The following is a 21,254-nucleotide window of genomic DNA, read 5'->3' as shown; positions in this document are numbered from 1 at the left end:
CCCCCTCTCCCGCACCCTTCCTCGACCTCCCGCTGGAGGTGCCCAGCACACCCGTGCTGAAGATCGTTCCCGGCCCCTCCCCGGAGAGCGCAGCGTGACCCCGCCCAAGGCCCGGTAGAACACATCTACCGGGCCGTCTACCTGCGGTTCTACCAATCTGTCTACCGCCCTCTACTCGCCCGTCTACCGCCCTCTACCCGCCCGTCTACCGGCCGGACAGCCCGCTTCGAGAGGGGCTGGCCGACCCCAACCAGGAGCCACTGCGATGACCTTCCTCGGTATCCCGATGCCCACCGCCGGGCAAGCCGCCGGCCTACTCGGACTCGGCCTGCTCACTCTCGCCCTCTGGGGCACCAGAGATCACGGCAAACGGATCACCGCGCTGCGGAAGGAGATCGAACGGCGCACGACGGTGCTCAGCAGCTACCCCAAGGGCTCCGAGGCGTACGAGCTCTACAAAGAGGAGACCGATGCCATGGCCCGGGAGATCCGCGCCTTGAAGGACGGCCGGGGCATACCGAAGAGGCTGATCACCGGGGCCGTCCTCGTCGGTTTCCTGCTCCTTGTCGTTGCCGTGACCAGCTGAGTACATCCCGCCAGGCCGCGGCCCAAACGCACCGCGCCCGGCGGCACGATGGAATGCACCCGATCGGAGAATGCATCCTCGAACCCGAGCGCGCGAGCCAATCCACGATGCCGCGCGAGCAGGAGCATTGCGCGCCGACGACCTGATCACGCAGAAGGGCCGCACCAGAGGTGCGGCCCTTCGCGCTGTCGGGACTAGTCTGTCTTCTTGGCCTTGTTTGGCTGCCGCGGCGGGACCTTGTACTCGGTGCCGATGATGCGGAGAGTCGCCTCCGTCCACGGCACGATCGGGTGCGCGGCCACCGCCGCGTAGGGCAGATCCAGGTCAGCCTTCAGCTCCTCGGCCAGCGCCTTACGAGCTGCATGGCGCGTCTTCTCCTCCAGCTTCAAGGCGTCCTCCCACGCCTTGAGGGCGTCACGGACCTTGTCGCTGGGCTTGTAGTCGGGCAGCGGCTGCTTGCCGAAATAGGGCTTGGGCATGGCACCAGTCTTTCACGAGTCAGTTTGACCAAACCGGCTGAGCGTAGTTGCGATATCGAACCCTTTGCGATCACTTTACTGAATTAGCTTGTTAAAACTGGCTAGGGCAAGCAGATTTGGAAAGAATGCAAGTAGCACCACAAACCGCCCCAGGCAGGAAGGAAGCACCCATGGCCACCACGGACGAACTCAACATCCAGCCCGGCGACCTCGTCGAGGGCGCCGTCGCGGGCAGCACCGCCGGCACCGTCCTCCGGCGCCGCGTCGACCGCAAGCCCTGGTCCCACGGCATCGGCAGCGACGGCCGCGAACGCACGGTCGTCAGCGACGGCCGGGGCGTTGACAGCCTCTACACCGACACGATCCGGATCATCGAGCGCGCTCAGTAACCCGACCCACCACCGGCCGCCTGCCACTCGGCGGGCGGCCAGCCCACCCCAGAGAGGAACGAACCGATCATGAGCACCTACGCCGAGCGCCCCGCCTACGACAACCGGCAGGCCGCCGCCGCCCATCAGCTCGGCCAGATCATCGAAGCCGTCGACACCGCACGCGCCGCCGCCGAGGAGGCCAAGCCGAAGGTCTGGCACTTCGCCAGCACCGACGACGCCCGCGCGGCCGCCGACCAGGAGCAGGTGGCCGACGGGGACGTTGTGGTCGTCGAGTCCGAGCGCGCCGTCGGCTTCGTCGTCGGCACCTGGCCGGTCGCGATCACGGAGCAGCACGGCACCTTCGTCGCGTACAGCAAGCTCGGGAAGCCCGCCCGCGAATACGGCAAGGGCCTCTACACCCCCAGCGTCGAGCAGGCCGAGCAGGTGGCCATCGATCTGGGGTACAAGCTCGCCGACCCGTCCGCCGCCCAGGGGGCCCGGATCGCGGCCGGCCTGCCTGCCCCCTTCGAGACGCCGCGCATGCTCGTCGAGCCCGCCGACATCCTGCACGCCTTCGGTGCTCGCCTGAACGTCGTCGACACGGGCGTGCGGATCAACCCGGCCACCAGCCAGGGCGAATGGTGGGCACTCGTCGAGGGCGCCACCGAGGACGACCGGCGGCGCACCTACCGCGGCCAGTGGGTGTTCGCCGTGCCCGTCACCACCGCCGCCTGGGACGTCGTGACCGTTGAGCGGGTACTTCCGGCCCCGCCCGCCTGACCAGGACAGACGACACGAAAGGACCCAGTGACCGTGACACAGAGCTTCGAGACCTTCAAGGGTGAGATCGAGCGGGCGTTGTCCGCGTGCGGCGTGGACCCGCACGAGTGGTGCGACGTCAACGCTGCCGCCTCCTTCATGACCGATGACCAGCACACGAACGCACCGGACGAGTTCTGGACGGTGGTCCGCCGCCACCGCCGGACGCCGGAGCGGGAAGCCGCGATCGACCGCGCGATGTTCCTCGATGACCTCGAACTGGAGCTGACGGGCGGCTGCGGGCTCTGCGGGCTGGAAGCCGACTGGATGTGCGTCGCGTGCGGACGCTGCAACTGCGACCGGCACGATCAGTGCACCCGGCCCACCGCCGCCGTCTGAGCACCCCGGCCCGCACAGGCAGGCCCGGCTCACCCGACACCCGCAGTGCCACGGGCGCGCGGTTCGAATCCGCAGCGGGGCACTGGAAGAGACCGAACATCTGGAGCAGGAATGTACTGGGCAGTTTTCGACAAGGGCGACAAGCGACTCGCCGGCCCTTGGGATGACGCTGCGGACGGCGAGATCCGCGCGGAGCAGGCGGCGCGGCAGTACCCGGCGGAGGTCGGAGCGTGGGCCGCTCCGGTGTGCGGCTGGCACCCGACGATCGCGCGCGAGAACTGCCCCGGATACCCACACGAGTGAGGCCAGGCGATGAGCCTCCAGGGCGCCGACGGCGTCCAGTGAGCGAACCGCAGGCCTCTGACCTGCGGTTTTCTTTAACATTCCTTTGTCGAAACGGCTTGTCAAAACTGGCTAGGGCAAGCCGTTTCGGACAGAATGAAAGTAGTTCAAAACACACCAACCGTTACGGAACGGGAGTGCGCCATGACCGCCACCACTGCCACCACCGCGACCACCGCCGTGAAGTGCAAGGGCGGCTGCGGTCGCATCCTGACCTCCGCAAAGAGCATCGCGCTCGGCTACGGGCCGACCTGCGCCCGGAAGGCCGGCCTCATCCCGGCGTGCCCGGCACGCAAGCCGGCCTACCGCATGTGGAAGGACCGCTGCGGCTGGTGCGTGGAAGAGGTCTCCACCAACCGCGGCTACTACGGCCTCGCCTACGTCGGCGCGCGGTCCCTCGCCAACCACTTCGAGCGGCGCGCGTTCACCGCTGCCGCCTGACCATCCCCACCCGTACGGAAGGAACCCGACCATGGCGCTCACGCAGCTGGCGATCGAGACCCCGCACAAGGCCCCCGCGCCCCGCGCGGCGCAAACAGGCCCCGCCGTCACTCCGAAGCAGCGCGAGTTCATCGAAAGCCTGATCGCCGAACTCGGCGACGCCGAAGGCCAGGTCGCCGTGCTGCGCGACAGCGCCGTGACACTGCTGAACCAGGGAGTCCTCAACCGGCGGACGGCATCCCAGCTGATCGACGCCCTCACGCAGGCCCGCGCCGACCACAGACGGAAGCAGCACCAGGCCGCCACTGCCGGGCTGGAGGAAGAGGGCATGTGCCTCTGCGAGAGCCGCATCTACCGGGTGAAGCGATCCGAGGCTGGTCGCCTGTACGCGCTGGAGCTGGTGACCGAGAACGGCGCTTCGCGGTTCGAGTACAACCGGGGCGCGGTGTTCAAGCTGCGGCCCGAGCACCGCATGAGTGTTGAGCAGGCCGCCGAGCACTCCCGGTTGATCGGTGCGTGCTGCGTCTGTGGCACCACGCTGACCGACCCGAAGTCCATCGCGCGGGGCATCGGTCCCGTGTGCGCCCGCCGGGTCTGAAGGCGCCCGCCGTGCTCTTCACGGCGGGCTTCCTTGACCATTTCTTTACTGAATCGGCTTGTTAAAATTGGCTAGGGCAAGCCGATTCGGAAAGAATGAAGGTAGTTCAAACCTCAACCACCAAGACAGGAGCGGACGATGCGCGCAAACAAGGCCACCGAGCACGGCAGGTGCCTGAAGTGCCGCCGCCCGCTCCGCAAGCTGTCCCTCGACGGCTACGGCCCCAAGTGCCGCGCCAAGCTGCGCCGCAACGCGCGGCAGGACGCGACCAACCCAAAGTGGCAGGTCGCCAAGGCCCTCGAACTGCTGGAGCTCGGCGCCGTCATCCCGCTCCGCCAGAACCGGATCTTCCTCGTCGTCGCCGACGACGGCACGGAGGTCTACCGGACCGCAGCCACCGGCCAGTGCAACTGCCCGGCCGGCCTGCGCTCCGTCCGCTGCTATCACGCAGTCGCTGCTGAGTGGGTGGCCGCCGCATGAAGGGAGAGACCAGCCCGATGGAACTGCCCGATCGGTTCTGGGCGAAGACCCAGATCGAAGACCGCGGCTACGAGACGCCGTGCCGGGTCTGGACCGGCTACGTCACGCCCAAGGGGTACGGGCGGTACCAGCACGAAGGCAGGCTCCAGTACGCCCACCGGGTCGCCTACGAGGCCGAGTTCGGCCCGATCCCCGAGGAGGTCGATGGCGACCGCGCGGTGATCGACCACAAGTGCCGCGTCCGGTCCTGCGTGAACACCGCCCACATGGAGGTGGTCACGAACCGAGAGAACGTCCTGCGCGGCGACACGGCCATGGCCACCAACGCGGCCAAGACGCACTGCGCGAACGGCCACGAGTTCACCGGGGAGAACACCGGCCGGACCGCGCGCGGCCACCGCGTGTGCCTGACCTGCGCGGACGCTCACCGTGAGGCCCGCAACGCGGCGCGGCGCGAAGAGCGAGCCGCGAAGCCGCCGAAGTCGCCCAAGACGCAATGCAAGCACGGCCACGAGCTGACCACCGAGAACACCTACGTCGGCCCGCGAGGCCGCGAGTGCCGTATCTGCCGGCGCGCGGCGGACGAGCGGCGGCGCTCCCGCAAGCGCAAGTCCTGAACCCACTGATCACGAAGGAGACACGCTCATGTCCGCCTACCTCGCCGCCGTCCGCCGCCTGAACCACCTCGCCGCCGTCGTACGCGGCCGGGCCTACCACCCACAGCGCTACATGATCGAGACGCTCGCCGGAGCTATCGAGGACGCCGCAATCGCCATCCAGACGTTCCCGGTCGACGAGCCCGGCCAGCTCCCCCAGGGCGCGACCGACGCCCTGCGGGAGGCCGCCGACCTGCTCACCCAGCACGACTTCATGATCCCGGCGGCGATCCTCGGCTACGCAACCGCGCCGGTCACCGGGCAGCTCCCGAAAATGGAGCCGCTCAAGGCGGTCAGCGTGCAGCTCGCCCGCCAGGACGCCGACCTGCGCGCCCGCCGGTTCGCCATCGTCGAACACGGCCACCTCAACTCCCGCGACGACGAGGTGCTGACCGCGGCCCTCACCGGGCTGATCGCCCTGCACCGCAAGCACGAGCGCCTGGCCGCCGCCATCGCCGTCGACAACGACCGGCCCTGCAACCGCGGCAAGGCCCCCGCCGACCTCGCTGCCCTCTGACCGGCCCCAGCACAGAACAGGAGCCCCCTGATGACCGTTGAGTTCGCGACCCGCATCGAGCCCATGCCGAGCTGGTTCGAGATGCCGTGCATCGCGTGCGAGTTAACCGGCCACGACGGTGAGGCCGTCGGCCTGGTCACCGCCACGAGCGGCCTCGGCCTCGCGGCCTGCGTGCGCCACATCGAGGTGACCGATCGGGTCCTGCGCAGGCTGCGGAACTACGACCTGGTCGAGATGCGCGCCTCGTTCGTCTCGGCCGGCCTCACCACCGAGTGGCCCACGTCGGACTCCCGGAAGCCGGTCGAGATCAGCCTGATCCTGTCCCGCGTGCGCTTCAACTGGCCGGACACCGAGTGGGTGCTGAGAGAACCGCCGAACGTGAAGCCGTCCCTCGCCTGGACCGGCGGGCCGAGCGTCGACGAGGTCGGCGAGGAACTGGGCTGGCCCCACCTCGTCATGATGCGCAGCGAGCGCCCCTGACCACCCCGGCCCGGCCCCACACAGGGCCGGGCCACGACCCCAGAAAGGGAACAGACGATGGCGGTCTACCTGGCCGAGTACACACTGCGGCAATCCGAGGACCTGGTGAAGACGGACCTCGAACTCGTCCACGCCCCGTGCCAGACCCACCTGTGCGACGCCGAGAGCGGCGACCACATGGAGACCCTGTTCGGTGTGATCGTGGACCACGCCGCCACCTGCAACGCCCGAGGCGAAAGGAAGTAGACCGGATGCCGATCTACCTGCCAGCGCCCGAAGCCCCGGCCGGCGGGCCGGACGGGAAAGGCTGGAACCGGCTGAGCCTCAACGCTCACATGGGCCTCCCGAATCAGTGCGCCCTACGGCCCCGGCGCTGGGGCGCGCTCCTGGAGTCCCAGGACACGCGGCGGGCCCGCTGGGGCGGGTTCGGCCCCTGCGTGAACAGCGGGGACTGCAACGGCTGCGCCCTGCTGAAGGCGATCAACGAGCAGCCCACCATCGTGGCGGTGAACGCGCCCCGGGTTCTGGTGCGCATCGAGCCGATCTACGCGGCGGACGACGCCGTGTTCAACGCCGGGCCGGACGGCTGGCGCCTGTGGGTCACGACCGGCCCCGACGACCGCGACTACCGCAACCGGCGGCCGTGGGTCTGGGAAGAGGCCGCCCGCGTGCACGGCTGGGACCTCGGCCGCCCGTACATCGACGAGCACGGTGAGGGCTTCTGGCTCGAGCGCACGACGCGCATCCCGGCGTGGGGATGCGACATCACAACCCGCACGTGGCCGTCCTTCACCCGGCACGCGTTTCGCATGAACAAGACCCGGGTCGCGCACCTCCACCACCACGGCGAGTGCACGCACAGCGAGGAGCTGCTGAACGCGATCTCCCACGCCTGCCCCGGCCCGGACGGCGCCGACGAGGAACGCGTGCCCGTCCACTGGCGGCAAGCGCGGGAGATGACCCCGCCGCCCGCCGGCGACCTCCGCATCGGCGTCGACGTCACGACCATGAGCGTGAAGATCGTCGCCGTCGACGGCCCGAGGCACGAGCGGGCCCGGCTCACGCTCACCGGCTCCGGCTGGACCACCGAACGCGCACGAGCCGCCGCCGAAGCGCTCCGCGCGCACCTCGCAGACCACTGACCACCGCCCGGCCCGCACACGGCCGGGCCGCATCCCCGAAGGAACCGACATGTCTGCTGTCTTCTTCGACCTGGACCCGACCACTTCGGGAGTGACCCTCCCCGCGGTCCCCAAGTGGCACAGCCTGTACGGCTCGCCCGACCTGGCTGCCGTACGCCCTACGCGCGCCGCTGACGTGCGCCCAGGTGACCGCTGGGTCGGCACGCTCGACAGCGCCCGCTTCATCAACCCGAAGGCGCCGCTGGAAAGCCTGCGGGGCTACTGGGGCTACGAGTTCACGGCCGCCCCAGTCGCGGCCCAGGACGACCGTATCCAGCTCTGCGTGTGGGAGGGAGAGCCGTACGTCGTAGCCCGGGACTCGTGGACGTTGGTCGTACCCGACTGCCGCCCCATGCCCGCCGAGCGCGGAGGACGAGCATGAGCAAGAAGCGCTGCCCGATCTGCTCCACCGGCGGCGAATGCCTCCAGTGCGACGGATGCGAGGCCCACGAGGACGAGCCCTGCAAGCCCTGGTGTGAGTTCTACGAGGACGAACGGTATGAGACCGGGCCGGAGGTCCCGTCGCCGTATGAGGAGCCCGTAGCGCCCGGGTGGTAGCCGCCTGACCTGCTTTCTTTTACGCGCTTTTGCCGAATTGGTTTGTCAAAACTGGCTAGGGCAGACTGTTTCGGACAGAATGAAAGTAGTTCAAAACACACCAACCAACACAGAACGGGAGCCCGCCATGGACGCCGCCACGATCGCCGCCGTGTTCGCCGCCACCGCCTCCTCCACCAAGTGGATCCAGACGAACCTCGGCAAGGTCGCCGAGGTCAACCACGAGGGACAGACCTGGACGGTCCTCCTGCCCAGCATGGGCACCGACGAGGCCGGCCAGCCCACGCCGAGCAAGGCGCGGATCACCGGCCACCTCGGCTACGGCGGCACCGAGTTCACCGACGTCGAAGCCACCTGGGGCCAGACGATCGGCGTCGTCGAAGCCGCCATGGCCGCCACCCGCATCTGACCACCACCCGGCGGGGCTCCGGCCCCGCCGGGCACCTCCTCGAAAGGAGAAGACCGATGGCCACCGAGCGCCCCGCCTCGTCCCCGACCGTCGCCATCGCGCGAGTCCTGCGCCGCCTCGGCCTCGTTCAGGGCCGCCGCGGCGACTTCCGCGTCACCGGCTTCTATCGCAACGGCGAGCGTGATCACACGTACGTCGTGCTCTACTCGCGGCACGCCGAGGAGGTGTGCGCCGCTCATGCGGACGAGATCGAGCAGACCGTGGAAGCCGATGGCGGCTGGTGCTTCCGCGTGTCGGTCCGCTACCTCAACGGCAGCCGCCCAACGGTCAGCATCGCCAACGCGGGCGAACGCATCCGCGAGGCGCAGCCCGCCGCGGCGGCCCTCGAGGAAGCGGCGCAGCCGGAACCGGCCGGCGAGCCTGAGCCGGTTGAGGACAGCGAGCCGGTCACCGAGCCCACGCCACCGGTCGAGGACCCGCCGGACCTGCGCCTCCAGCGCGAGCAGGCTGCCGCGCTCGACTGGTCGGCCGGGCAGGCGGACCTCGTCTTCGCCGCCGAGGCCGGCTTGCTCTACCGGAACTTCGACGGCTCGCTTCGCCGTCAGGATCTCCCGGGCGGGCCCGGCCGCATCGTCCGGACCTGGTCGAGCGGCGGCCCATCCGGATCACCGCCGATGGCCGACGCGCGGCAACGGTGTGGAGACGGTGGCGGACCAAGCCGGTCGAGAAGAACCGCGCCCAGGAGCGGGAGCAGCTCCGGCCCTTACTGCGAGGCCGGGAGGAAGCGCGGCGGCGCCGCCAGATGGCTGAAGAGGAGGAGCGGCGGCGGGCCGAGTGGCAGGTCTACAGCGAGGCTCGCGACCGGCTGTACGCGTGGGAGGAGCGGCAAGATCGGATGCTGGAAGCCTGGGCGACGGTGAACGGGCTGCGGTACGCCTACCTGCTTCGGCTGCCGCAGGGCTGGGTGCCCACCGAGGAGCAGATCGCCGAGTACTGCCTTGACCCGGGCGTGGTGGCCGAGCTGCGGGCGAACGCGGAGGCCCCGGAGCCGAAGCCGGAACTGCCGCCCATGCGGTTCTACCGGGAGCGGGAGGAGCCGCTCCCGCTGGAGGCGGACACGGAGGCCCCCGAGCAGCTCGACCTGTTCGGCGTGGGCCTGGCAGGGGTAGGCGCCTGACCTGCCTTTCTTTGACGTTCTTTTGCCTAATCGAATTGTTAAAACTGGCTAGGGTAAGCCATTTCGGACAGAATGAAAGTAGTTCAAAATACACCAACTTGCCCGGAAAGGGAGAACGTTATGGACGACACCCTCAAGCCCCTCGCCCCCGGCACAGAGGTTGCCACCATCGGGACTTTCTACATGGCCGAGGTCGTCACCTCCGAGATCACCGAGCGCGGCCACCGCAGGACGGTCCTCCGCTGGACCGAGGACCACCCCTGGCACGGCATCCGCAAGGGCGACGAGTGCACCTGGGTCCACATCGCGGGCCGCACCCCCCGCTTCATCGTCACCGCCCGCAACTGAGCCAACCACCCTCAGCCGGCCCGGCACCGCAGCGCTTCGAGCGCCCGGTGCCGGGCCGGGCTCATGCCCGAAGGCAATTCACGGAGGAAACCCCCGATGCAGCAGCTCGACCTGTTCGCCAACCTCGGCGAACCGGAACCCCCCAAGTCAGAAACCTCGATCACCCTCCCCAAGCCGACGGCAGGCCAGTGGGCATCCGCCCCGCCCAAGCCGCAGCAGCCGGCCACCACCACAGAGCCCACCCGACGCCGCGGTGAGTTCGCCCTGCACCCCGCCGACGGCCCCGGCTTCGGAGAAGCCGTCGCCTCCGCCTGGTACCGCACCCACGGCGGCACCCGCATGGAGATCCCTATGGGCATCGTCGCCACCCTCGCGCTCTGGCCGCAGAAGGGCTACCCGCGCACCCTGGCCGACTTCTTCCGTACCCTCGACACCCGCCAGCTGCTCCAGTGCGTCCGCGAGGTCGCTGCCTACTGGTGGATGCGCCGCCCCGACCTCATCGACACCGCTTCCCTGCTCTTCAAGTGGGCCGAGGAGGACGAGCTGCCCGCGAACGAACTCGACGCCATCCGCGCCACCTTCCACGCGGCCCTGGACGCCAACGTTCTCGACCACACCGGCCACGCGGACCCCGAGTGGAACAGTGAGATCGACCTCATGTCGTGGACCATCACCAACCTGCGCCACAGCACAGCCCGCCAGGGCCTCGGCGAGTACCACACGCCGCCAGAGATCTGCGACCTCATGGCCGCGCAGACCATCGGCCGCAACCGAGACGAGATCCACGACAACTACTCACTCCTCGACCCGTGCGCCGGAACCGGCGGCATGCTCCGGTCCGCAGCCCAGCATCTGCGCTCCATGAGCCTGGACCCGGCCAACTACACCTGGTTCGCCCAGGAGATCGACCCGATCGCCGCAGCCGGATGCGCCGTCAACGTGATCGTCTGGGGGCTTGGTCTGAAAGCCCTGGTCGCCTGCGGAGACACCCTCCGTGAAGGCGACCTCTGGCCCCGGGCCATCAAGCACCGCCGAGTCATGGTGGAGCGCCGAGACGAGATCGCCGACCGCATGGCCATCGCGTACGCCCTCGGCCGCACCCAGCAACTCCTGGGCCTGGCGTCTGAGGCTGCCTGACCCAACAGGTCAACCCCCCACCGCACACCCGACACCAACAGGTGCCGGACCCACCAGAAAGGAAGAAAGCAGCATGAGCACCCAGCCCAACCGCCTCCAACTGAGGGTTCTCGCCACCATCGCGGACGGCAGCGTCCGCCAAGTCGCCGCAGTCCCGCACCCGGTCCGCATCGTCAGCCCCGACGGTGAGATCCCGGCGCCCACCGTCAACAGGCTGGTCCGCGAGAAGTGGGCCACCATCAACGCCTCCCGCACCCTGAACGAGGGCCAGGCGGTCGAGATCACCGCGCTCGGCATGTCCTTCCTTTTGAGCTTCCACGCCACGGCCGCCGACGACCGAGGCCACGCCCGAGTCGAGGCGCCGGGGCCTGGCGGCCCGTACGGCAACCACGTCGCAGGGTTCATCGTCTGGCACCCGAAACGTGGAGAGGTGCAGTACGTGCATACGGACCCCTCGATGCGAGGACGTGGTATCGCCACAGCCCTTTGGAAGGCAGCGCACGACTTCGCCGAGCAGAACGGCTTGGCGGCGCCTCACCACTCCGAGAAGCTGACGAAAGCCGGGGCGGCTTGGGCGCGGCGGGTTGCCGCGGACGGCGACAGCCCCACCGGGGACCAGGTCCTCGCCAACGCCCTGCGGGCCGCCATTCGCTACGGCGACGTCGGCGTGGTCCTGTGGGACGACGAGGTGGAGATCGCGGGCCCCGACGACACCGTGCTGGGCAATATCAAGGGCCGCCGCTTCACTGGCTCCGACGAGCTCGCCAGGTTCCTCGGCATCGACGCAGGCGCCATCGACGACGCCCGCTGACCATCAGGTGGCTCCTGACCTGCACTTTCTTGGCAGTTTCTTTGTCTAAACGGCTTGTCAAAACTGGCTAGGGCAAGCCATTTCGGACAGAATGAAAGTAGTTCAAAACACACCAACCTACACGGACTGGGAGCCAGCCATGGACGCCACGAAGGCGATCGTCTTCCTCACCGCCCGCGCCAACAGCGAGGCCGCAGCCGCCGAGAAGGCGCGCGAGCGGCTGATCAAGGGCTGCGAGGTCGTCGGCTCCTCGCTCGACCACCTGATGGACGCCGTCCTCGTGGCCGACGCGATGGCCAAGCCGTGGGCCGAGCTGATGGTGCGCATCGAGCGCCACGGCGTCCGCGAGGGACTGGCCAAGCAGATCCAGAAGGTCACAGAGGCCCTCGTGAACTACGGGATCGCCCTGAGCACCAGCATGGTCACCAACGCGGCCCGGCTGCACGAGCAGGATGGCCTGCGCCGCTTCCTGAGCCTCGCCCAGAGCATGGACATCGAGGACGACGCCCCGGCCGAGGAGCAGGCTCCGGCGGCCGAGCCCGAGCCGGAGCCCGCGGCGGTGCAGGTCCCGAAGGCGACCCCGGCCCAGAAGCGCACCCTGGCGGCCATCCGGGACAACGGCGTCAAGCTCCGGGAGAGCAGGGTCGGCCAGACGCAGGTGTCCGTGGAGTGCGGCGAGAAGCCCCGCAAGGACATGGTCGAGTGGGTGATCAGCCAGGGCTGGGCGAAGCAGGACGCCAGCCGCTCGCTGTTCCACGGCCAGGCGGTGAGCCTCACGGAGATCGGCGAGGCGATCCTCGCCATCTGACCAGCATGACCCCAACCAACCGGCCCGGCACCGGGCGCCACCGAGCGCGCCGAGTGCCGGGCCGGACCCACACCAGAAGGGAAGCAAGCACCATGAGCACTCAGCCGACGGACCTCCAGGCGAGAGCCCTCGCCATCGTCGCGGCCGGCAACGTCCGCCAGGTCGCGGCCGTCCCCCACCCGGTCCGCATCGAGCGTGGGCGGGCGGAAGAGCCCCGAGGAGATGGCGGCGATGCTCGCCGAGAGGGCGGAGGCGTAGAGGCCGGGCACCCCACCTGACCTGCGGCTTCTTAGAAGTTTCTTTACTGAAATGGCTTGTCAAAACTGGCTAGGGCAATCCATTTCGGACAGAATGAAAGTAGTTCAAAACACACCAACCTACACGGTCAGAGGAGAGCGCAATGAAGGCCGCGAGCATCATCGAGGAGATCGAGCTGATCATCGAGATCGGCGAGGCCGAAGACGCGCTCGACCTCTCCCGGCGCCTAATCGGCCAGGGCAACACCGGCTGGGCGATCGACGTCCGCCGGGCCGTGACTCGCGGCGCGCTCGACCGGACAGTGCTCCGCACGGTCGCGGGCCGGATCGCCGAAGCCATGAAACCGACGGTCGACTGGGGCCTGTTCGTCGACCAGCTCGCCGACGTGGAGGCCGGCCTGCGCGCCGCCCTGGCGGCCGACGCCGCGATGCCGCGCGCCGAGCGCCGCGAGCGCAGCGCCCAACAGTGGGTCGCGAACCAGCGGTTCGAAGAGCGAGTGAGCGCCTACAACGAGCAGGTCGAGTTCGTGAACCGCGAGCGCGGCCGTGCCCGCAACGAGGCGAAGGCCGCCGCCGTCCGCGCGAAGACCTGTGGCGGCTGCTTCCAGGTGCCCGCCGCCAACGGCGAATGCGGCTGCTGACCTGCGGTTTTCTTAGAAGTCATTTTACCGAATCAGTTTGCCAAAACTGGCTAGGGTAAGCCAATTCGGAAAGAATGAAAGTAGTTCAAAACACCCCACCACCCCACGAAGGGACATGACGTGACCGCCACCGCCACCACCGAGGCCACCACCCCGACCGCCACCGAGGCCCCCGCGAAGAAGACCCCGGCGAAGAAGGCCCCGGCCGCGAAGAAGCCCGCGAGAAAGGCCACCGCGGCGACCAAGGCGGCCCCGGCGAAGAAGGCAACCGCCCAGCAGGCCGGCGACGGTCAGCGGACGCAGCTCCGCACGATCCCGACCAGCAAGATCGACCGCGACCCGGGCCAGCCCCGCGAGCACTTCGACGAGGCCGGGCTTCAGGAGCTTGCCAAGTCCATGGCGAAGCTGGGCCAGCTCCAGCCGATCAACGTTCGCTACAACGAGGACACGAAGCGGTTTACGTTGATCATGGGCGAGCGCCGCTGGCGGGCCGCCCAGATGGCCGGCCTGACCCAGATGAAGGCCGTCGTGATGCACGGCGTCGGCGAGGGCCGCGAGACGTTCGCGATGGCCGTCGCCGAGAACGTCGGCCGCGCGGACATGACACCGGTCGAGGAGGCGAAGGCCTTCCGCAAGCTGGTCGACGCCGATTACGAGGTGGACGAGGTCGCCGAGCTGGTTGGCAAGAGCCCCGCGTACGTTCAGTGGCGCATCGACCTGCTGCGCCTGTGCTCGGAGGCGCAGGAAGCCCTGGTGAAGGGTCAGCTGCCGGTCGGCCTCGCCTGGTTCGTCGGCAAGCTCAACAACCACAACCAGGTGCGGTTCCTCGCACGCTGGGTGCGCGGCGACTTCAAGAGCGCCCGCGACGCGGAGGCATTCGCGCAGGCCCTCCACACCGAGGAGAAGCGCCAGGAGGAGCAGGGATCGTTCTTCGTCCTCTCCGAGGAGGCGGAAGCCGCCCGCAAGGAGAAGGGGCAGGACGCCCTGCCGGGCTCCCTCGACCTGCCCGACGAGGAGCGGGAGCGCATCGTCGCCGACCGCAACAAGCTCGTCGGGAAGATCGACAAGCTCGGCGGGGCGGGGGAGATCCTTTCGCTGCTCGCCGCCTCGGACCCGGAGGAGCTGGCCCTGCTGCTCGCCGGGACCCCGGGCGGCATCGGCGGTCACCGCCTGCGCATCAAGCACCTCCAGGACATCGCGACGAAGGCGATGGCGAACCTGCGGAAGGCCGAGATGGTCGCCGAGGTCCGCGCCTCCGGCCTGACCGTCAACCCCGACGCCGAGGCCGACACCAAGACGGACGCCGAGGCCGAAGCCGCCGCCTGACCACCCACCCGCAGGCGCCCCGTCCAGGCAGCGGACGGGGCGCTCCCCAATCCTCCAAGGAGAACACCCATGAGCCGCATGTCGATGAACCCCGCCCTCACTGTCCAGCTCTGGAAGGTCCGGTACAGCTACGCCGCCACGGATGGGCGCCCCGAGTTCACCAGCCTCCTCAGCGGAGGGCAGAAGCCGCTTAACCCCGAGGAGGCCGCCGCGCGTGTCGCGCGCGCCTTCAGGCACGAGGGCCCCATCGAGGACGTCGCGGTCTGGCAGGAGACCCCGGACGAGCGCGACGCCCGCCTGGACTTCTACCGCCGGTCCGAGGCCGAGGAGAACAAGAGCGGCGCCTGGTGGGGGATGGGCGGCGCGAACTGACCGGCCACATCTCCCGATCTAAGCCCCGTTCACGCAGCCAGACCCTATCCCTCCAGGAGGACCACGATGGAGATCCCAAGCGGCGTCTACGACGTCCTCAGCGACACCCGAACGGTCATCTCCGGCGACCGGGTGCAGATCCCGTTCGAGCTGGACCGGCCCACGTACGAGCAGGTGAACAAGATCCTGAAGGAGATCGGCGGCCGGTGGGACGGCCGTACCGCGGTCCGCGCCCACGTCTTCCCGTTCCCGGTGGAGGAGTTCATGCGGGCGTGCCTCGCCACCCGCGAGTTCCCCAGCCGGTTCGAGCAGGGCTGGTACCCGACCCCGCCCCGCGTGGTCCACGACATCCTGGAGCACGCGGGGATCAGAGAGGGCATGAGCGTTCTCGAGCCCTCGGCCGGGACCGGCTCGATCGCGGGGCCGGCGGCCGGACGGGGCGCGGTCGTCGACTGCGTGGAGATCGACGAGCGGCGCGTGCGCGTCCTCCGCGAGCAGGGCGCCGCCCGCCGCGTGCTCCACGAGGACTTCCTCGACCTGGACCCGCTCAACTGCCCCCACGGCTACCGCAGGGTGCTGATGAACCCGCCGTTCGCGGCGGCCATGCAGCACGTGAAGCACGCGATAGGCTTCCTCGCCGATGACGGCATGCTGATCGCGGTCCTGCCCGAGTCGGTGATGTGGCACAGCGACCGCGCGACGGTCGAGTTCCGCGAGCTGATCGCTCTCGCCGAGGGCGAGTTCATCCCGCTGCCCGACGAGTCGTTCGCGCCGTCCGGGACGAACGTGCGCACGGTCCTCCTGGTCGTGGACTCCGAGCCCGGCGGGCCGCTGCCGACACACGGCTGGCATCAGAGGCAGCCTCGCCAGCTCGACCTCTTCGCCCTCGCCTGACCTGCGTTTCTTTGACGCATCTTTACTGAACCAGATTGTTCAAACTGGCTAGGGCAAGCTGATTCGGAAAGAATGAGAAGAGCACCACAAACCACCACCAGGAAAGGCAAGGGCCATGGGAAACGCGGACATCATCAAGAAGATCAACAACGGGGACCTCTTCGTCCTCACCCGGGAAGAAATGGCCCTCATCCTCCCCTGGCTCCGCGAAACCCTCACCGCCCAGGACAGGAAGGAAGAGAACGCAGACCTCTGCCAGCTCTTCAGTAAGGTCCTGCGGCTCTCCAACGACCTCTACGGCACCGAACCCTTCAACCGTGAGACCTGCATCTGCCACGGCTGACACCCCACCGGGGGGCCGCCAAGGCGGCCCCCCGCTCACCAACCCACCCGGAAAGGACGGGAATGGATCTCGCCACCTGCACCTACCAGGAGTTCACGCCCGGCATGGGCGCTCCGATCCGCACCACCGCGGGCCACCCACGCTTCCCGCTCAGCTACGAACTGGCCGGCCACGCCCGGCTGATCACGCCGACGCGGGAGCTGCTCGCGCAGAACCTGCCCGAGGACGCGTACGAGTTCAGCTACCGGCGGATCCTGAACGGCCGCGGCATCGACCGCATCTACGCCGAGCTGGCCGGCATCGCCGCGCGGCACGGCGGCGCCCGCCTGGTCCTGCTGTGCTTCGACCGCCTCGACAAGCTGCGCCCCGGCGACGCCTGGTGCCACAGGCTGCACTTCGCAAAGTGGTGGCTGGAGCAGACCGGCGAGGAGATTCCCGAGCTCGGCGCCCAGCCGCCGACCGCGCCCCCCTCCCTCTTCTAACAACCCCTGACCAGCCCTTTTCGGCGGGCAGGACGCGCGATGTCCTGCCTGTCACCCATGCCAGAAGGAGTAAACGGACCATGAACGGCCAGCTCACCGACAGTCGCGTCCGCACACGCGACTTCGGCCCGTACCCGGCCCGGCTTGACCCCACCAACCGGTGGAGCGGATACGTGCGGCCCCTGTTCACCCTGGACGCCGTCCGCCAAATCGCCGGAGACACGCAGGCGTTCACCCAAAGGTACGGACACCACAACTGGGACACGGTCCACGTCCTCGACGGCGGCACGGGCCCCGGCGGAGAGCGGCGCACCATCGTGCTGATCATCGGCTGGGAGTCGTACGACGACGGCCAGAGCCCCCAGCAGGTCACGGACGTCATCGAGCCCACCGAAGACGGCCTCTACGGCATCGGCGACGGCTGCTGGCCCTGGGACATCGACCCCAGCGCGGCCGAGACTGCGACAACGGAACAGCCCCTCTGACAACCCCCTGACCAGCCCTTTTCGACGGGCGGGACGCACGGCGTCCCGCCCGTCACCCATGCCCGGATGGAGCGAAGGACCTATGAGTGACCGTCGGATGATCGAGACCCGCGTCTGCATCGGCGACGTGCTCGGCCCGTATGACTGCGAGCTCGACCCCAGCAACCGCTGGAACGGCTTGCTGAACCCCTACTTCAACCTCGACACCGTCAGCCAGCTCGCCGCCCGCACGATCGAGATGGCTGACGAGGACGGCTACGACCGCACGGACACCATCCACGTCATCGACGGCCGTGCTGACAGCGCCGACAGCGTCCACGTTATCGAAGGCGGCACCAACAGCGAGCGCGAGCCGCGCGCGGTCGTCGTCCGCATCTGCTGGCGGGAGCTGGCCGAATGCGCCAAAGCTGCCGTCAGCAGCGACCGGATCGGCGGCGAGCAGCCGGAGTCCATAGCGCCCGACGGTGAGGGCGAGCCCCTGGCCGTGGTCCTCCACATCCGCTGGCAGTACGTGGAAGAGACCGCCGCCGACGAGGAAGCGGCCGACGTCATCGAGCCGAACGCCGAGGGCCTGTACAGCATCGGCGGCTGGGAATGGGCGTGGCAGTTCGCCTCCTGGCGGTGCGCGTGCGGCTCCGACATGTACTGGCACGAGATCGAGTGCCTGTGCGGCCTGACCCGCGACGGCCAGCCGAAGACGCCGCTGGGCATCGCAGCCGTGAAGGCCGGTCTGACCCTGCGCACCCTGGCCCCCGAAGCGACGTCGGCCCTGGTCGACCTGACCGACCTCGCCCGCGTCTGCGCGGTATTCACCGGTGACACCGAAATCGACACGGCCGACGACACCGGCCCGTTCGACACCGAGACGCTCGGCTGGGCCGACCGGATCCTGCGCGACGCCCTCGACGACGCGGCCCCCGCCGACCTGGAAGCAGCCGGATGGGAGCACGTCCCGGACGAGGAGTCCGCACGCCTCTACCGGATCACCTTCCCCGTACCGCCCACCCACTGACCTCCACCCACACGAAACGAGGACGCCACATGGCCAACCAGCCCCCGACTCGCCCCGCCTACGAGATCCCCAGCAACGTCAGCGCCGAGGCACACGCCGCCCTGGATGCCGCCCATGCCGCCCACAAGCGGCTCGGCCGCGCGATGGTCGTCACGGCCGCCGCGGCGGTCTGCGACATCCTCACCGGCCACGAGCCCCACGCCCCGTTCGACGCGGCGGGCGTCGAGCTCATCGAATGCGCGGACGGCAGCCTGTTCCCCAGCGGCCGGTACTGGACGACGGCCGACATCGAACGCACCTTCACCGAGGCCGTCGGCGAGACCGAGGCCGAGGACGGCATCCACGACATGAGCGAGTGGACGGCCTACCTGAACGACGACACCCGCGACGTCTGGCGCCCGCTGTGCTCTCAGCTGGATGACCGCGAGGGGCGGCCGGCGTACCGACTCGACCTCCTGCGGGCGGCAGCCCTCCCGCTCACCCCGCCCGTATCCGCCAGCCCGCCGAGCGCGATGGTCGACGTCATGGTGTGCGCGAACGATCGCGACCGCTACCCGGCGATGGTGGACCCCGCCGACCAGCGCGCCGGATACGTGAAGCCCTGGTTCGACCTCGACACCGTCCGCCGGCTCGCGGCCGACACCCAGAGGGAGGCCAAGAGGTCCGGGCACGGCTCGGTTGACACCGTGCACGTCTTGGACGGCGTGGTTGATGGGAAGCCGCACTCGGTCGTGCTGGTCGTCTCCTGGATGTACCTCGGGAACGAGTGGAACGAGACGGCGACCCAGGTCCTCCGGCCGAATGCGGTCGGCAGGTACGCAGTCGGCGGCCATGACTGGTGTTGGTACGCGCTGGACGACGACCTGCACCCGCTGATCCCCTTCCAGCCTGCGGCTGTCTGACCTGCGGTTTTCTTAGAAGTTCTTTTGCTTAATCGGGTTGTCCAAACTGGCTAGGGCAACCCGATTTGGAAAGAATGAATGCGCCACCAACCCCCACCCCAGCGAGGAGAGAACGACGTGCCCTACATAGACGCCACCACTCAGGCATGGGCAGCCGGCAGCCCGGCACGCGCCTACAAGCACGACGGCAGCGCGCTCACCGGCATGAGCTGGTTCTGCGGGGCCGGAGGCGACACCCAGGGGGCGGACGCCGTCCCCGGCGTGCAGGTCACGAGAGCCGCGAACCACTGGGACATCGCGCTCGCCACCCACACGTGGAACAACCCGGACTGCGACGTGTGGAAGGGCGACATCCGCCGGGCCCCGGTCGAGAAGTGGCCCGTCTGCCAGCTCTTCTGGGCAAGCCCGGAGTGCCCGAAGTGGAGCGCCGCCCGGGGCGTGAAGCGCGACTTCGACCGCACCATGCAAGGCGACTTCGACTTCGAGGAGGAGGAGTTCAAGACCGAGAAGGAACGTCGGGCCGCCGAGGAGCGCAGCCGCGCCCTCATGGAAGAAGTCCCGATGTACCTGCGGGGCGTCATCAACCGCGGCGGCCTGGTCCTCGCCGGAGTGGTCGAGAACGTCATCGACTGCCGGGACTGGGACCAATGGGACCGCTGGGTGGGCGAGTTCCACAAGATGGGCTACCGCACGAAGCTCCTCGCCATCAACTCGATGCACATCGCCCCGCGCACCATGCTCCGCGTCCCTCAAAGCAGGGACAGGCTGTACTTCGTCTACTGGAATGAGAGCCTCGGCCGCAACCCGGACTTCGACAAGTGGGTGCTGCGCCCCGACGCCTGGTGCCCCGACTGCGACGACGTGGTCCGCGCCATCCAAGTCTTCCGCAAGCCCGGCAAGGACATGGGCCGCTACCGCCAGAGCTACGACTACCGGTGCCCTAACGCGAACTGCCACGCGATCGTCGAGCCCTCCGTCCTCCCAGCAGCAGCGGCGATCGACTTCTCGATCCCGGGCACGCCTATCGGCGACCGTGAGAAGACAGACGACTGCCCCGAGGGCCTCGCCCCGGCCACGATCGCCCGCGTGCGCGCCGGAGGCGCCCAGTACTGGGGCTGGGGCATGGACGAGGAGGAGGACGGCCAGGGCTCGCTGTTCGGCGACATGGGCGCCGAGCCCGGCGCCGAGCCCGGCCCGCTCCTCGTCCCGGCCGGCGGCACCTGGCGCGACAAGGCGATCACCCTGGATGTGCCGATGCCGACCCGCACGACCGTCGAAACCGACGGCGTCGCCTTCCCGCCCTTCCTCGTGCCGTGCGAGGGCCGCGACGGCAAAAAGCCGATGGCGCTGGACGATCCGATGCGCACCCAGACCGCCCGCCTCGAACTCGCCATCGCCCACGCGCCGTTCGTGGTCCCCATGCGCGGCGGCGGCGACAAGGAGAAAGCGCGGCACCTTGGCCACCCGCTCCACACGGTCTCGGCCGGAGGCAACCACCACGGGCTGGTGAGCAGGCCCGACCACCTCTTGGTCCCGTACTACGGCAACGGCCAGGCCCGCCCGGTCGCTGACCCCGTCGGAGCCCTGCCGACCCGCGACCGGTACGCGCTGGTCAAGCGGGACTTCACGCTCGAAGAGGTCCTGTTCCGGATGCTCCAGCCTCACGAGATCCACAGGGCGATGGCCTTCCGGTCGAAGTACAAGATCATGGGCTCGAAGCGGCACCAGGTCCGCCAGCTCGGGAACGCCGTCACTCCGGCGGTCGCTGAGGTTCTGTACTGCGCACTGGTCGAGTGCATCACCGGCCAGGAGATCGACCGCTACGCGCTGGCCGCCTGACCTTCGGTTTCCTTTGCCGAATCAACTTGTCAAAACTGGCTAGGGTAAGCCGGTTCGGGAAGAATGAAAGTAGTTCAAAAACACACCAACCAATCAACCCCCAAGGAGAACGTCATGCGCCACTACCTGAACAAGACCGAGCTGCTCGCCGCCCTGGAGGCCGG

Annotated in this window: 34 protein-coding genes; 33 read left to right on the top strand and 1 reads right to left on the bottom strand. The window is 68.9% G+C overall.

The features are described 5' to 3' along the window. Positions 1-265 precede the first annotated feature (265 nt). Entirely contained in the window at positions 266-586 is a 321-nt protein-coding gene (locus CCN51_RS19010; RefSeq protein ID WP_086859822.1) for a hypothetical protein, read from the top strand. A 194-nt stretch (positions 587-780) separates the two neighbouring features. Here the strand turns inward: CCN51_RS19010 and CCN51_RS19005 are convergent, their stop codons facing one another. Beyond that, positions 781-1,065: a hypothetical protein gene (locus tag CCN51_RS19005; RefSeq protein WP_086859820.1), complete on the bottom strand. Its 285-nt coding sequence runs from the start codon at positions 1,063-1,065 to the stop codon at positions 781-783. Between the two features lie 170 nt (positions 1,066-1,235). Between CCN51_RS19005 and CCN51_RS19000 the strand changes: the two genes are divergently transcribed. From CCN51_RS19000 to CCN51_RS18850, 32 genes are all read left to right on the top strand, one after another. Beyond that, positions 1,236-1,454 carry a hypothetical protein gene (locus CCN51_RS19000; protein WP_086859818.1) on the top strand — a complete coding sequence of 73 codons (219 nt, stop codon included), beginning with the start codon at positions 1,236-1,238 and terminating at the stop codon, positions 1,452-1,454. Positions 1,455-1,523: 69 nt separating this feature from the next. Then, complete coding sequence (locus tag CCN51_RS18995) at positions 1,524-2,216, top strand: hypothetical protein (protein WP_086859810.1); 693 nt, start codon at positions 1,524-1,526, stop codon at positions 2,214-2,216. A 33-nt stretch (positions 2,217-2,249) separates the two neighbouring features. Then, positions 2,250-2,594 (top strand): hypothetical protein, encoded by a 345-nt coding sequence (locus CCN51_RS18990; RefSeq protein ID WP_143675837.1) that lies wholly within the window; start codon positions 2,250-2,252, stop codon positions 2,592-2,594. Between the two features lie 111 nt (positions 2,595-2,705). Next, complete coding sequence (locus CCN51_RS18985) at positions 2,706-2,897, top strand: hypothetical protein (protein WP_086859805.1); 192 nt, start codon at positions 2,706-2,708, stop codon at positions 2,895-2,897. A 183-nt stretch (positions 2,898-3,080) separates the two neighbouring features. After that, a complete protein-coding gene (locus CCN51_RS18980) occupies positions 3,081-3,377 on the top strand; it encodes a DUF6011 domain-containing protein (protein ID WP_086859803.1) in 297 nt (98 codons plus the stop codon). Between the two features lie 31 nt (positions 3,378-3,408). Further along, entirely contained in the window at positions 3,409-3,975 is a 567-nt protein-coding gene (locus CCN51_RS18975; RefSeq protein WP_086859801.1) for a DUF6011 domain-containing protein, read from the top strand. Positions 3,976-4,113: 138 nt separating this feature from the next. Next, a complete protein-coding gene (locus tag CCN51_RS18970) occupies positions 4,114-4,455 on the top strand; it encodes a hypothetical protein (RefSeq protein WP_086859799.1) in 342 nt (113 codons plus the stop codon). A 17-nt stretch (positions 4,456-4,472) separates the two neighbouring features. After that, positions 4,473-5,072 carry an HNH endonuclease signature motif containing protein gene (locus tag CCN51_RS18965; protein ID WP_158104688.1) on the top strand — a complete coding sequence of 200 codons (600 nt, stop codon included), beginning with the start codon at positions 4,473-4,475 and terminating at the stop codon, positions 5,070-5,072. A 28-nt stretch (positions 5,073-5,100) separates the two neighbouring features. Further along, positions 5,101-5,628: a hypothetical protein gene (locus CCN51_RS18960; protein WP_086859795.1), complete on the top strand. Its 528-nt coding sequence runs from the start codon at positions 5,101-5,103 to the stop codon at positions 5,626-5,628. A 30-nt stretch (positions 5,629-5,658) separates the two neighbouring features. Then, positions 5,659-6,108 (top strand): hypothetical protein, encoded by a 450-nt coding sequence (locus CCN51_RS18955; RefSeq protein WP_086859793.1) that lies wholly within the window; start codon positions 5,659-5,661, stop codon positions 6,106-6,108. Positions 6,109-6,165: 57 nt separating this feature from the next. Continuing rightward, the gene (locus CCN51_RS18950; protein ID WP_086859791.1) at positions 6,166-6,354 is read left to right on the top strand and encodes a hypothetical protein; all 189 of its coding nucleotides are present in this window, start codon (positions 6,166-6,168) and stop codon (positions 6,352-6,354) included. A 5-nt stretch (positions 6,355-6,359) separates the two neighbouring features. Next, the gene (locus CCN51_RS56460; RefSeq protein WP_211303233.1) at positions 6,360-7,250 is read left to right on the top strand and encodes a hypothetical protein; all 891 of its coding nucleotides are present in this window, start codon (positions 6,360-6,362) and stop codon (positions 7,248-7,250) included. 49 nt (positions 7,251-7,299) lie between these two features. Further along, a complete protein-coding gene (locus CCN51_RS18940; RefSeq protein ID WP_086859789.1) occupies positions 7,300-7,671 on the top strand; it encodes a hypothetical protein in 372 nt (123 codons plus the stop codon). After that, entirely contained in the window at positions 7,668-7,847 is a 180-nt protein-coding gene (locus tag CCN51_RS18935; protein ID WP_086859787.1) for a hypothetical protein, read from the top strand. The genes CCN51_RS18940 and CCN51_RS18935 overlap by 4 nt, the downstream gene beginning before the upstream one ends. 127 nt (positions 7,848-7,974) lie before the next feature. Further along, a complete protein-coding gene (locus CCN51_RS18930; protein ID WP_086859785.1) occupies positions 7,975-8,256 on the top strand; it encodes a hypothetical protein in 282 nt (93 codons plus the stop codon). Between the two features lie 56 nt (positions 8,257-8,312). Continuing rightward, a complete protein-coding gene (locus tag CCN51_RS18925) occupies positions 8,313-9,176 on the top strand; it encodes a hypothetical protein (RefSeq protein WP_086859784.1) in 864 nt (287 codons plus the stop codon). After that, positions 9,152-9,433 (top strand): hypothetical protein, encoded by a 282-nt coding sequence (locus CCN51_RS18920; RefSeq protein WP_086859782.1) that lies wholly within the window; start codon positions 9,152-9,154, stop codon positions 9,431-9,433. Before CCN51_RS18925 ends, CCN51_RS18920 begins: the two co-directional genes overlap by 25 nt. 120 nt (positions 9,434-9,553) lie before the next feature. Further along, positions 9,554-9,781, top strand: coding sequence for a hypothetical protein (locus tag CCN51_RS18915; RefSeq protein ID WP_086859780.1), 228 nt, complete (start codon positions 9,554-9,556; stop codon positions 9,779-9,781). Between the two features lie 96 nt (positions 9,782-9,877). Further along, complete coding sequence (locus CCN51_RS18910; protein WP_086859778.1) at positions 9,878-10,918, top strand: N-6 DNA methylase; 1,041 nt, start codon at positions 9,878-9,880, stop codon at positions 10,916-10,918. Between the two features lie 73 nt (positions 10,919-10,991). After that, on the top strand, positions 10,992-11,729 hold the full coding sequence (locus CCN51_RS18905; RefSeq protein ID WP_086859776.1) for a GNAT family N-acetyltransferase: 738 nt from the start codon (positions 10,992-10,994) through the stop codon (positions 11,727-11,729). 139 nt (positions 11,730-11,868) lie between these two features. Continuing rightward, complete coding sequence (locus CCN51_RS18900; protein WP_086859774.1) at positions 11,869-12,537, top strand: hypothetical protein; 669 nt, start codon at positions 11,869-11,871, stop codon at positions 12,535-12,537. 92 nt (positions 12,538-12,629) lie between these two features. Further along, positions 12,630-12,815 (top strand): hypothetical protein, encoded by a 186-nt coding sequence (locus tag CCN51_RS54380; RefSeq protein ID WP_143675836.1) that lies wholly within the window; start codon positions 12,630-12,632, stop codon positions 12,813-12,815. 122 nt (positions 12,816-12,937) lie between these two features. Continuing rightward, complete coding sequence (locus CCN51_RS18895; RefSeq protein ID WP_086859771.1) at positions 12,938-13,435, top strand: hypothetical protein; 498 nt, start codon at positions 12,938-12,940, stop codon at positions 13,433-13,435. 120 nt (positions 13,436-13,555) lie between these two features. Then, on the top strand, positions 13,556-14,761 hold the full coding sequence (locus CCN51_RS18890) for a ParB/RepB/Spo0J family partition protein (RefSeq protein WP_086859769.1): 1,206 nt from the start codon (positions 13,556-13,558) through the stop codon (positions 14,759-14,761). Positions 14,762-14,830: 69 nt separating this feature from the next. Further along, positions 14,831-15,133, top strand: a complete 303-nt coding sequence (locus CCN51_RS18885; protein ID WP_086859767.1) for a hypothetical protein — start codon at positions 14,831-14,833, stop codon at positions 15,131-15,133. Positions 15,134-15,199: 66 nt separating this feature from the next. Further along, complete coding sequence (locus tag CCN51_RS18880) at positions 15,200-16,027, top strand: SAM-dependent methyltransferase (RefSeq protein ID WP_086859766.1); 828 nt, start codon at positions 15,200-15,202, stop codon at positions 16,025-16,027. 115 nt (positions 16,028-16,142) lie between these two features. Then, positions 16,143-16,370: a hypothetical protein gene (locus CCN51_RS18875; RefSeq protein WP_086859764.1), complete on the top strand. Its 228-nt coding sequence runs from the start codon at positions 16,143-16,145 to the stop codon at positions 16,368-16,370. Between the two features lie 62 nt (positions 16,371-16,432). After that, positions 16,433-16,852, top strand: coding sequence for a hypothetical protein (locus CCN51_RS18870; protein WP_086859762.1), 420 nt, complete (start codon positions 16,433-16,435; stop codon positions 16,850-16,852). 80 nt (positions 16,853-16,932) lie between these two features. Continuing rightward, entirely contained in the window at positions 16,933-17,337 is a 405-nt protein-coding gene (locus CCN51_RS18865) for a hypothetical protein (RefSeq protein WP_086859760.1), read from the top strand. Between the two features lie 82 nt (positions 17,338-17,419). Beyond that, complete coding sequence (locus CCN51_RS18860; protein WP_245881646.1) at positions 17,420-18,349, top strand: hypothetical protein; 930 nt, start codon at positions 17,420-17,422, stop codon at positions 18,347-18,349. A 29-nt stretch (positions 18,350-18,378) separates the two neighbouring features. Further along, positions 18,379-19,251, top strand: coding sequence for a hypothetical protein (locus tag CCN51_RS18855; protein WP_086859756.1), 873 nt, complete (start codon positions 18,379-18,381; stop codon positions 19,249-19,251). A gap of 117 nt (positions 19,252-19,368) precedes the next feature. Beyond that, positions 19,369-21,090, top strand: a complete 1,722-nt coding sequence (locus CCN51_RS18850; RefSeq protein WP_086859754.1) for a DNA cytosine methyltransferase — start codon at positions 19,369-19,371, stop codon at positions 21,088-21,090. Positions 21,091-21,254: the final 164 nt, after the last annotated feature.

The organism is Streptomyces milbemycinicus, from assembly GCF_002154605.1.
Taxonomy (GTDB): domain Bacteria; phylum Actinomycetota; class Actinomycetes; order Streptomycetales; family Streptomycetaceae; genus Streptomyces; species Streptomyces milbemycinicus.
This window is presented reverse-complemented; position numbering and strand designations above follow the sequence as displayed.

Coding starts and splice junctions, on each gene's coding strand:
- CCN51_RS18870 (WP_086859762.1), top strand. CDS start 16,433: ATGGATCTCGCCACCTGCACCTACCAGGAGTTCACGCCCGGCATGGGC.
- CCN51_RS18880 (WP_086859766.1), top strand. CDS start 15,200: ATGGAGATCCCAAGCGGCGTCTACGACGTCCTCAGCGACACCCGAACG.
- CCN51_RS18975 (WP_086859801.1), top strand. CDS start 3,409: ATGGCGCTCACGCAGCTGGCGATCGAGACCCCGCACAAGGCCCCCGCG.
- CCN51_RS19005 (WP_086859820.1), bottom strand. CDS start 1,065: ATGCCCAAGCCCTATTTCGGCAAGCAGCCGCTGCCCGACTACAAGCCC.
- CCN51_RS18955 (WP_086859793.1), top strand. CDS start 5,659: ATGACCGTTGAGTTCGCGACCCGCATCGAGCCCATGCCGAGCTGGTTC.
- CCN51_RS19000 (WP_086859818.1), top strand. CDS start 1,236: ATGGCCACCACGGACGAACTCAACATCCAGCCCGGCGACCTCGTCGAG.
- CCN51_RS18885 (WP_086859767.1), top strand. CDS start 14,831: ATGAGCCGCATGTCGATGAACCCCGCCCTCACTGTCCAGCTCTGGAAG.
- CCN51_RS18875 (WP_086859764.1), top strand. CDS start 16,143: ATGGGAAACGCGGACATCATCAAGAAGATCAACAACGGGGACCTCTTC.
- CCN51_RS18900 (WP_086859774.1), top strand. CDS start 11,869: ATGGACGCCACGAAGGCGATCGTCTTCCTCACCGCCCGCGCCAACAGC.
- CCN51_RS18895 (WP_086859771.1), top strand. CDS start 12,938: ATGAAGGCCGCGAGCATCATCGAGGAGATCGAGCTGATCATCGAGATC.
- CCN51_RS18980 (WP_086859803.1), top strand. CDS start 3,081: ATGACCGCCACCACTGCCACCACCGCGACCACCGCCGTGAAGTGCAAG.
- CCN51_RS18940 (WP_086859789.1), top strand. CDS start 7,300: ATGTCTGCTGTCTTCTTCGACCTGGACCCGACCACTTCGGGAGTGACC.
- CCN51_RS18915 (WP_086859780.1), top strand. CDS start 9,554: ATGGACGACACCCTCAAGCCCCTCGCCCCCGGCACAGAGGTTGCCACC.
- CCN51_RS19010 (WP_086859822.1), top strand. CDS start 266: ATGACCTTCCTCGGTATCCCGATGCCCACCGCCGGGCAAGCCGCCGGC.
- CCN51_RS18860 (WP_245881646.1), top strand. CDS start 17,420: ATGAGTGACCGTCGGATGATCGAGACCCGCGTCTGCATCGGCGACGTG.
- CCN51_RS18950 (WP_086859791.1), top strand. CDS start 6,166: ATGGCGGTCTACCTGGCCGAGTACACACTGCGGCAATCCGAGGACCTG.
- CCN51_RS18910 (WP_086859778.1), top strand. CDS start 9,878: ATGCAGCAGCTCGACCTGTTCGCCAACCTCGGCGAACCGGAACCCCCC.
- CCN51_RS18970 (WP_086859799.1), top strand. CDS start 4,114: ATGCGCGCAAACAAGGCCACCGAGCACGGCAGGTGCCTGAAGTGCCGC.
- CCN51_RS18930 (WP_086859785.1), top strand. CDS start 7,975: ATGGACGCCGCCACGATCGCCGCCGTGTTCGCCGCCACCGCCTCCTCC.
- CCN51_RS18925 (WP_086859784.1), top strand. CDS start 8,313: ATGGCCACCGAGCGCCCCGCCTCGTCCCCGACCGTCGCCATCGCGCGA.
- CCN51_RS18865 (WP_086859760.1), top strand. CDS start 16,933: ATGAACGGCCAGCTCACCGACAGTCGCGTCCGCACACGCGACTTCGGC.
- CCN51_RS18905 (WP_086859776.1), top strand. CDS start 10,992: ATGAGCACCCAGCCCAACCGCCTCCAACTGAGGGTTCTCGCCACCATC.
- CCN51_RS18965 (WP_158104688.1), top strand. CDS start 4,473: ATGGAACTGCCCGATCGGTTCTGGGCGAAGACCCAGATCGAAGACCGC.
- CCN51_RS18855 (WP_086859756.1), top strand. CDS start 18,379: ATGGCCAACCAGCCCCCGACTCGCCCCGCCTACGAGATCCCCAGCAAC.
- CCN51_RS18920 (WP_086859782.1), top strand. CDS start 9,152: ATGCTGGAAGCCTGGGCGACGGTGAACGGGCTGCGGTACGCCTACCTG.
- CCN51_RS56460 (WP_211303233.1), top strand. CDS start 6,360: ATGCCGATCTACCTGCCAGCGCCCGAAGCCCCGGCCGGCGGGCCGGAC.
- CCN51_RS18935 (WP_086859787.1), top strand. CDS start 7,668: ATGAGCAAGAAGCGCTGCCCGATCTGCTCCACCGGCGGCGAATGCCTC.
- CCN51_RS54380 (WP_143675836.1), top strand. CDS start 12,630: ATGAGCACTCAGCCGACGGACCTCCAGGCGAGAGCCCTCGCCATCGTC.
- CCN51_RS18995 (WP_086859810.1), top strand. CDS start 1,524: ATGAGCACCTACGCCGAGCGCCCCGCCTACGACAACCGGCAGGCCGCC.
- CCN51_RS18960 (WP_086859795.1), top strand. CDS start 5,101: ATGTCCGCCTACCTCGCCGCCGTCCGCCGCCTGAACCACCTCGCCGCC.
- CCN51_RS18985 (WP_086859805.1), top strand. CDS start 2,706: ATGTACTGGGCAGTTTTCGACAAGGGCGACAAGCGACTCGCCGGCCCT.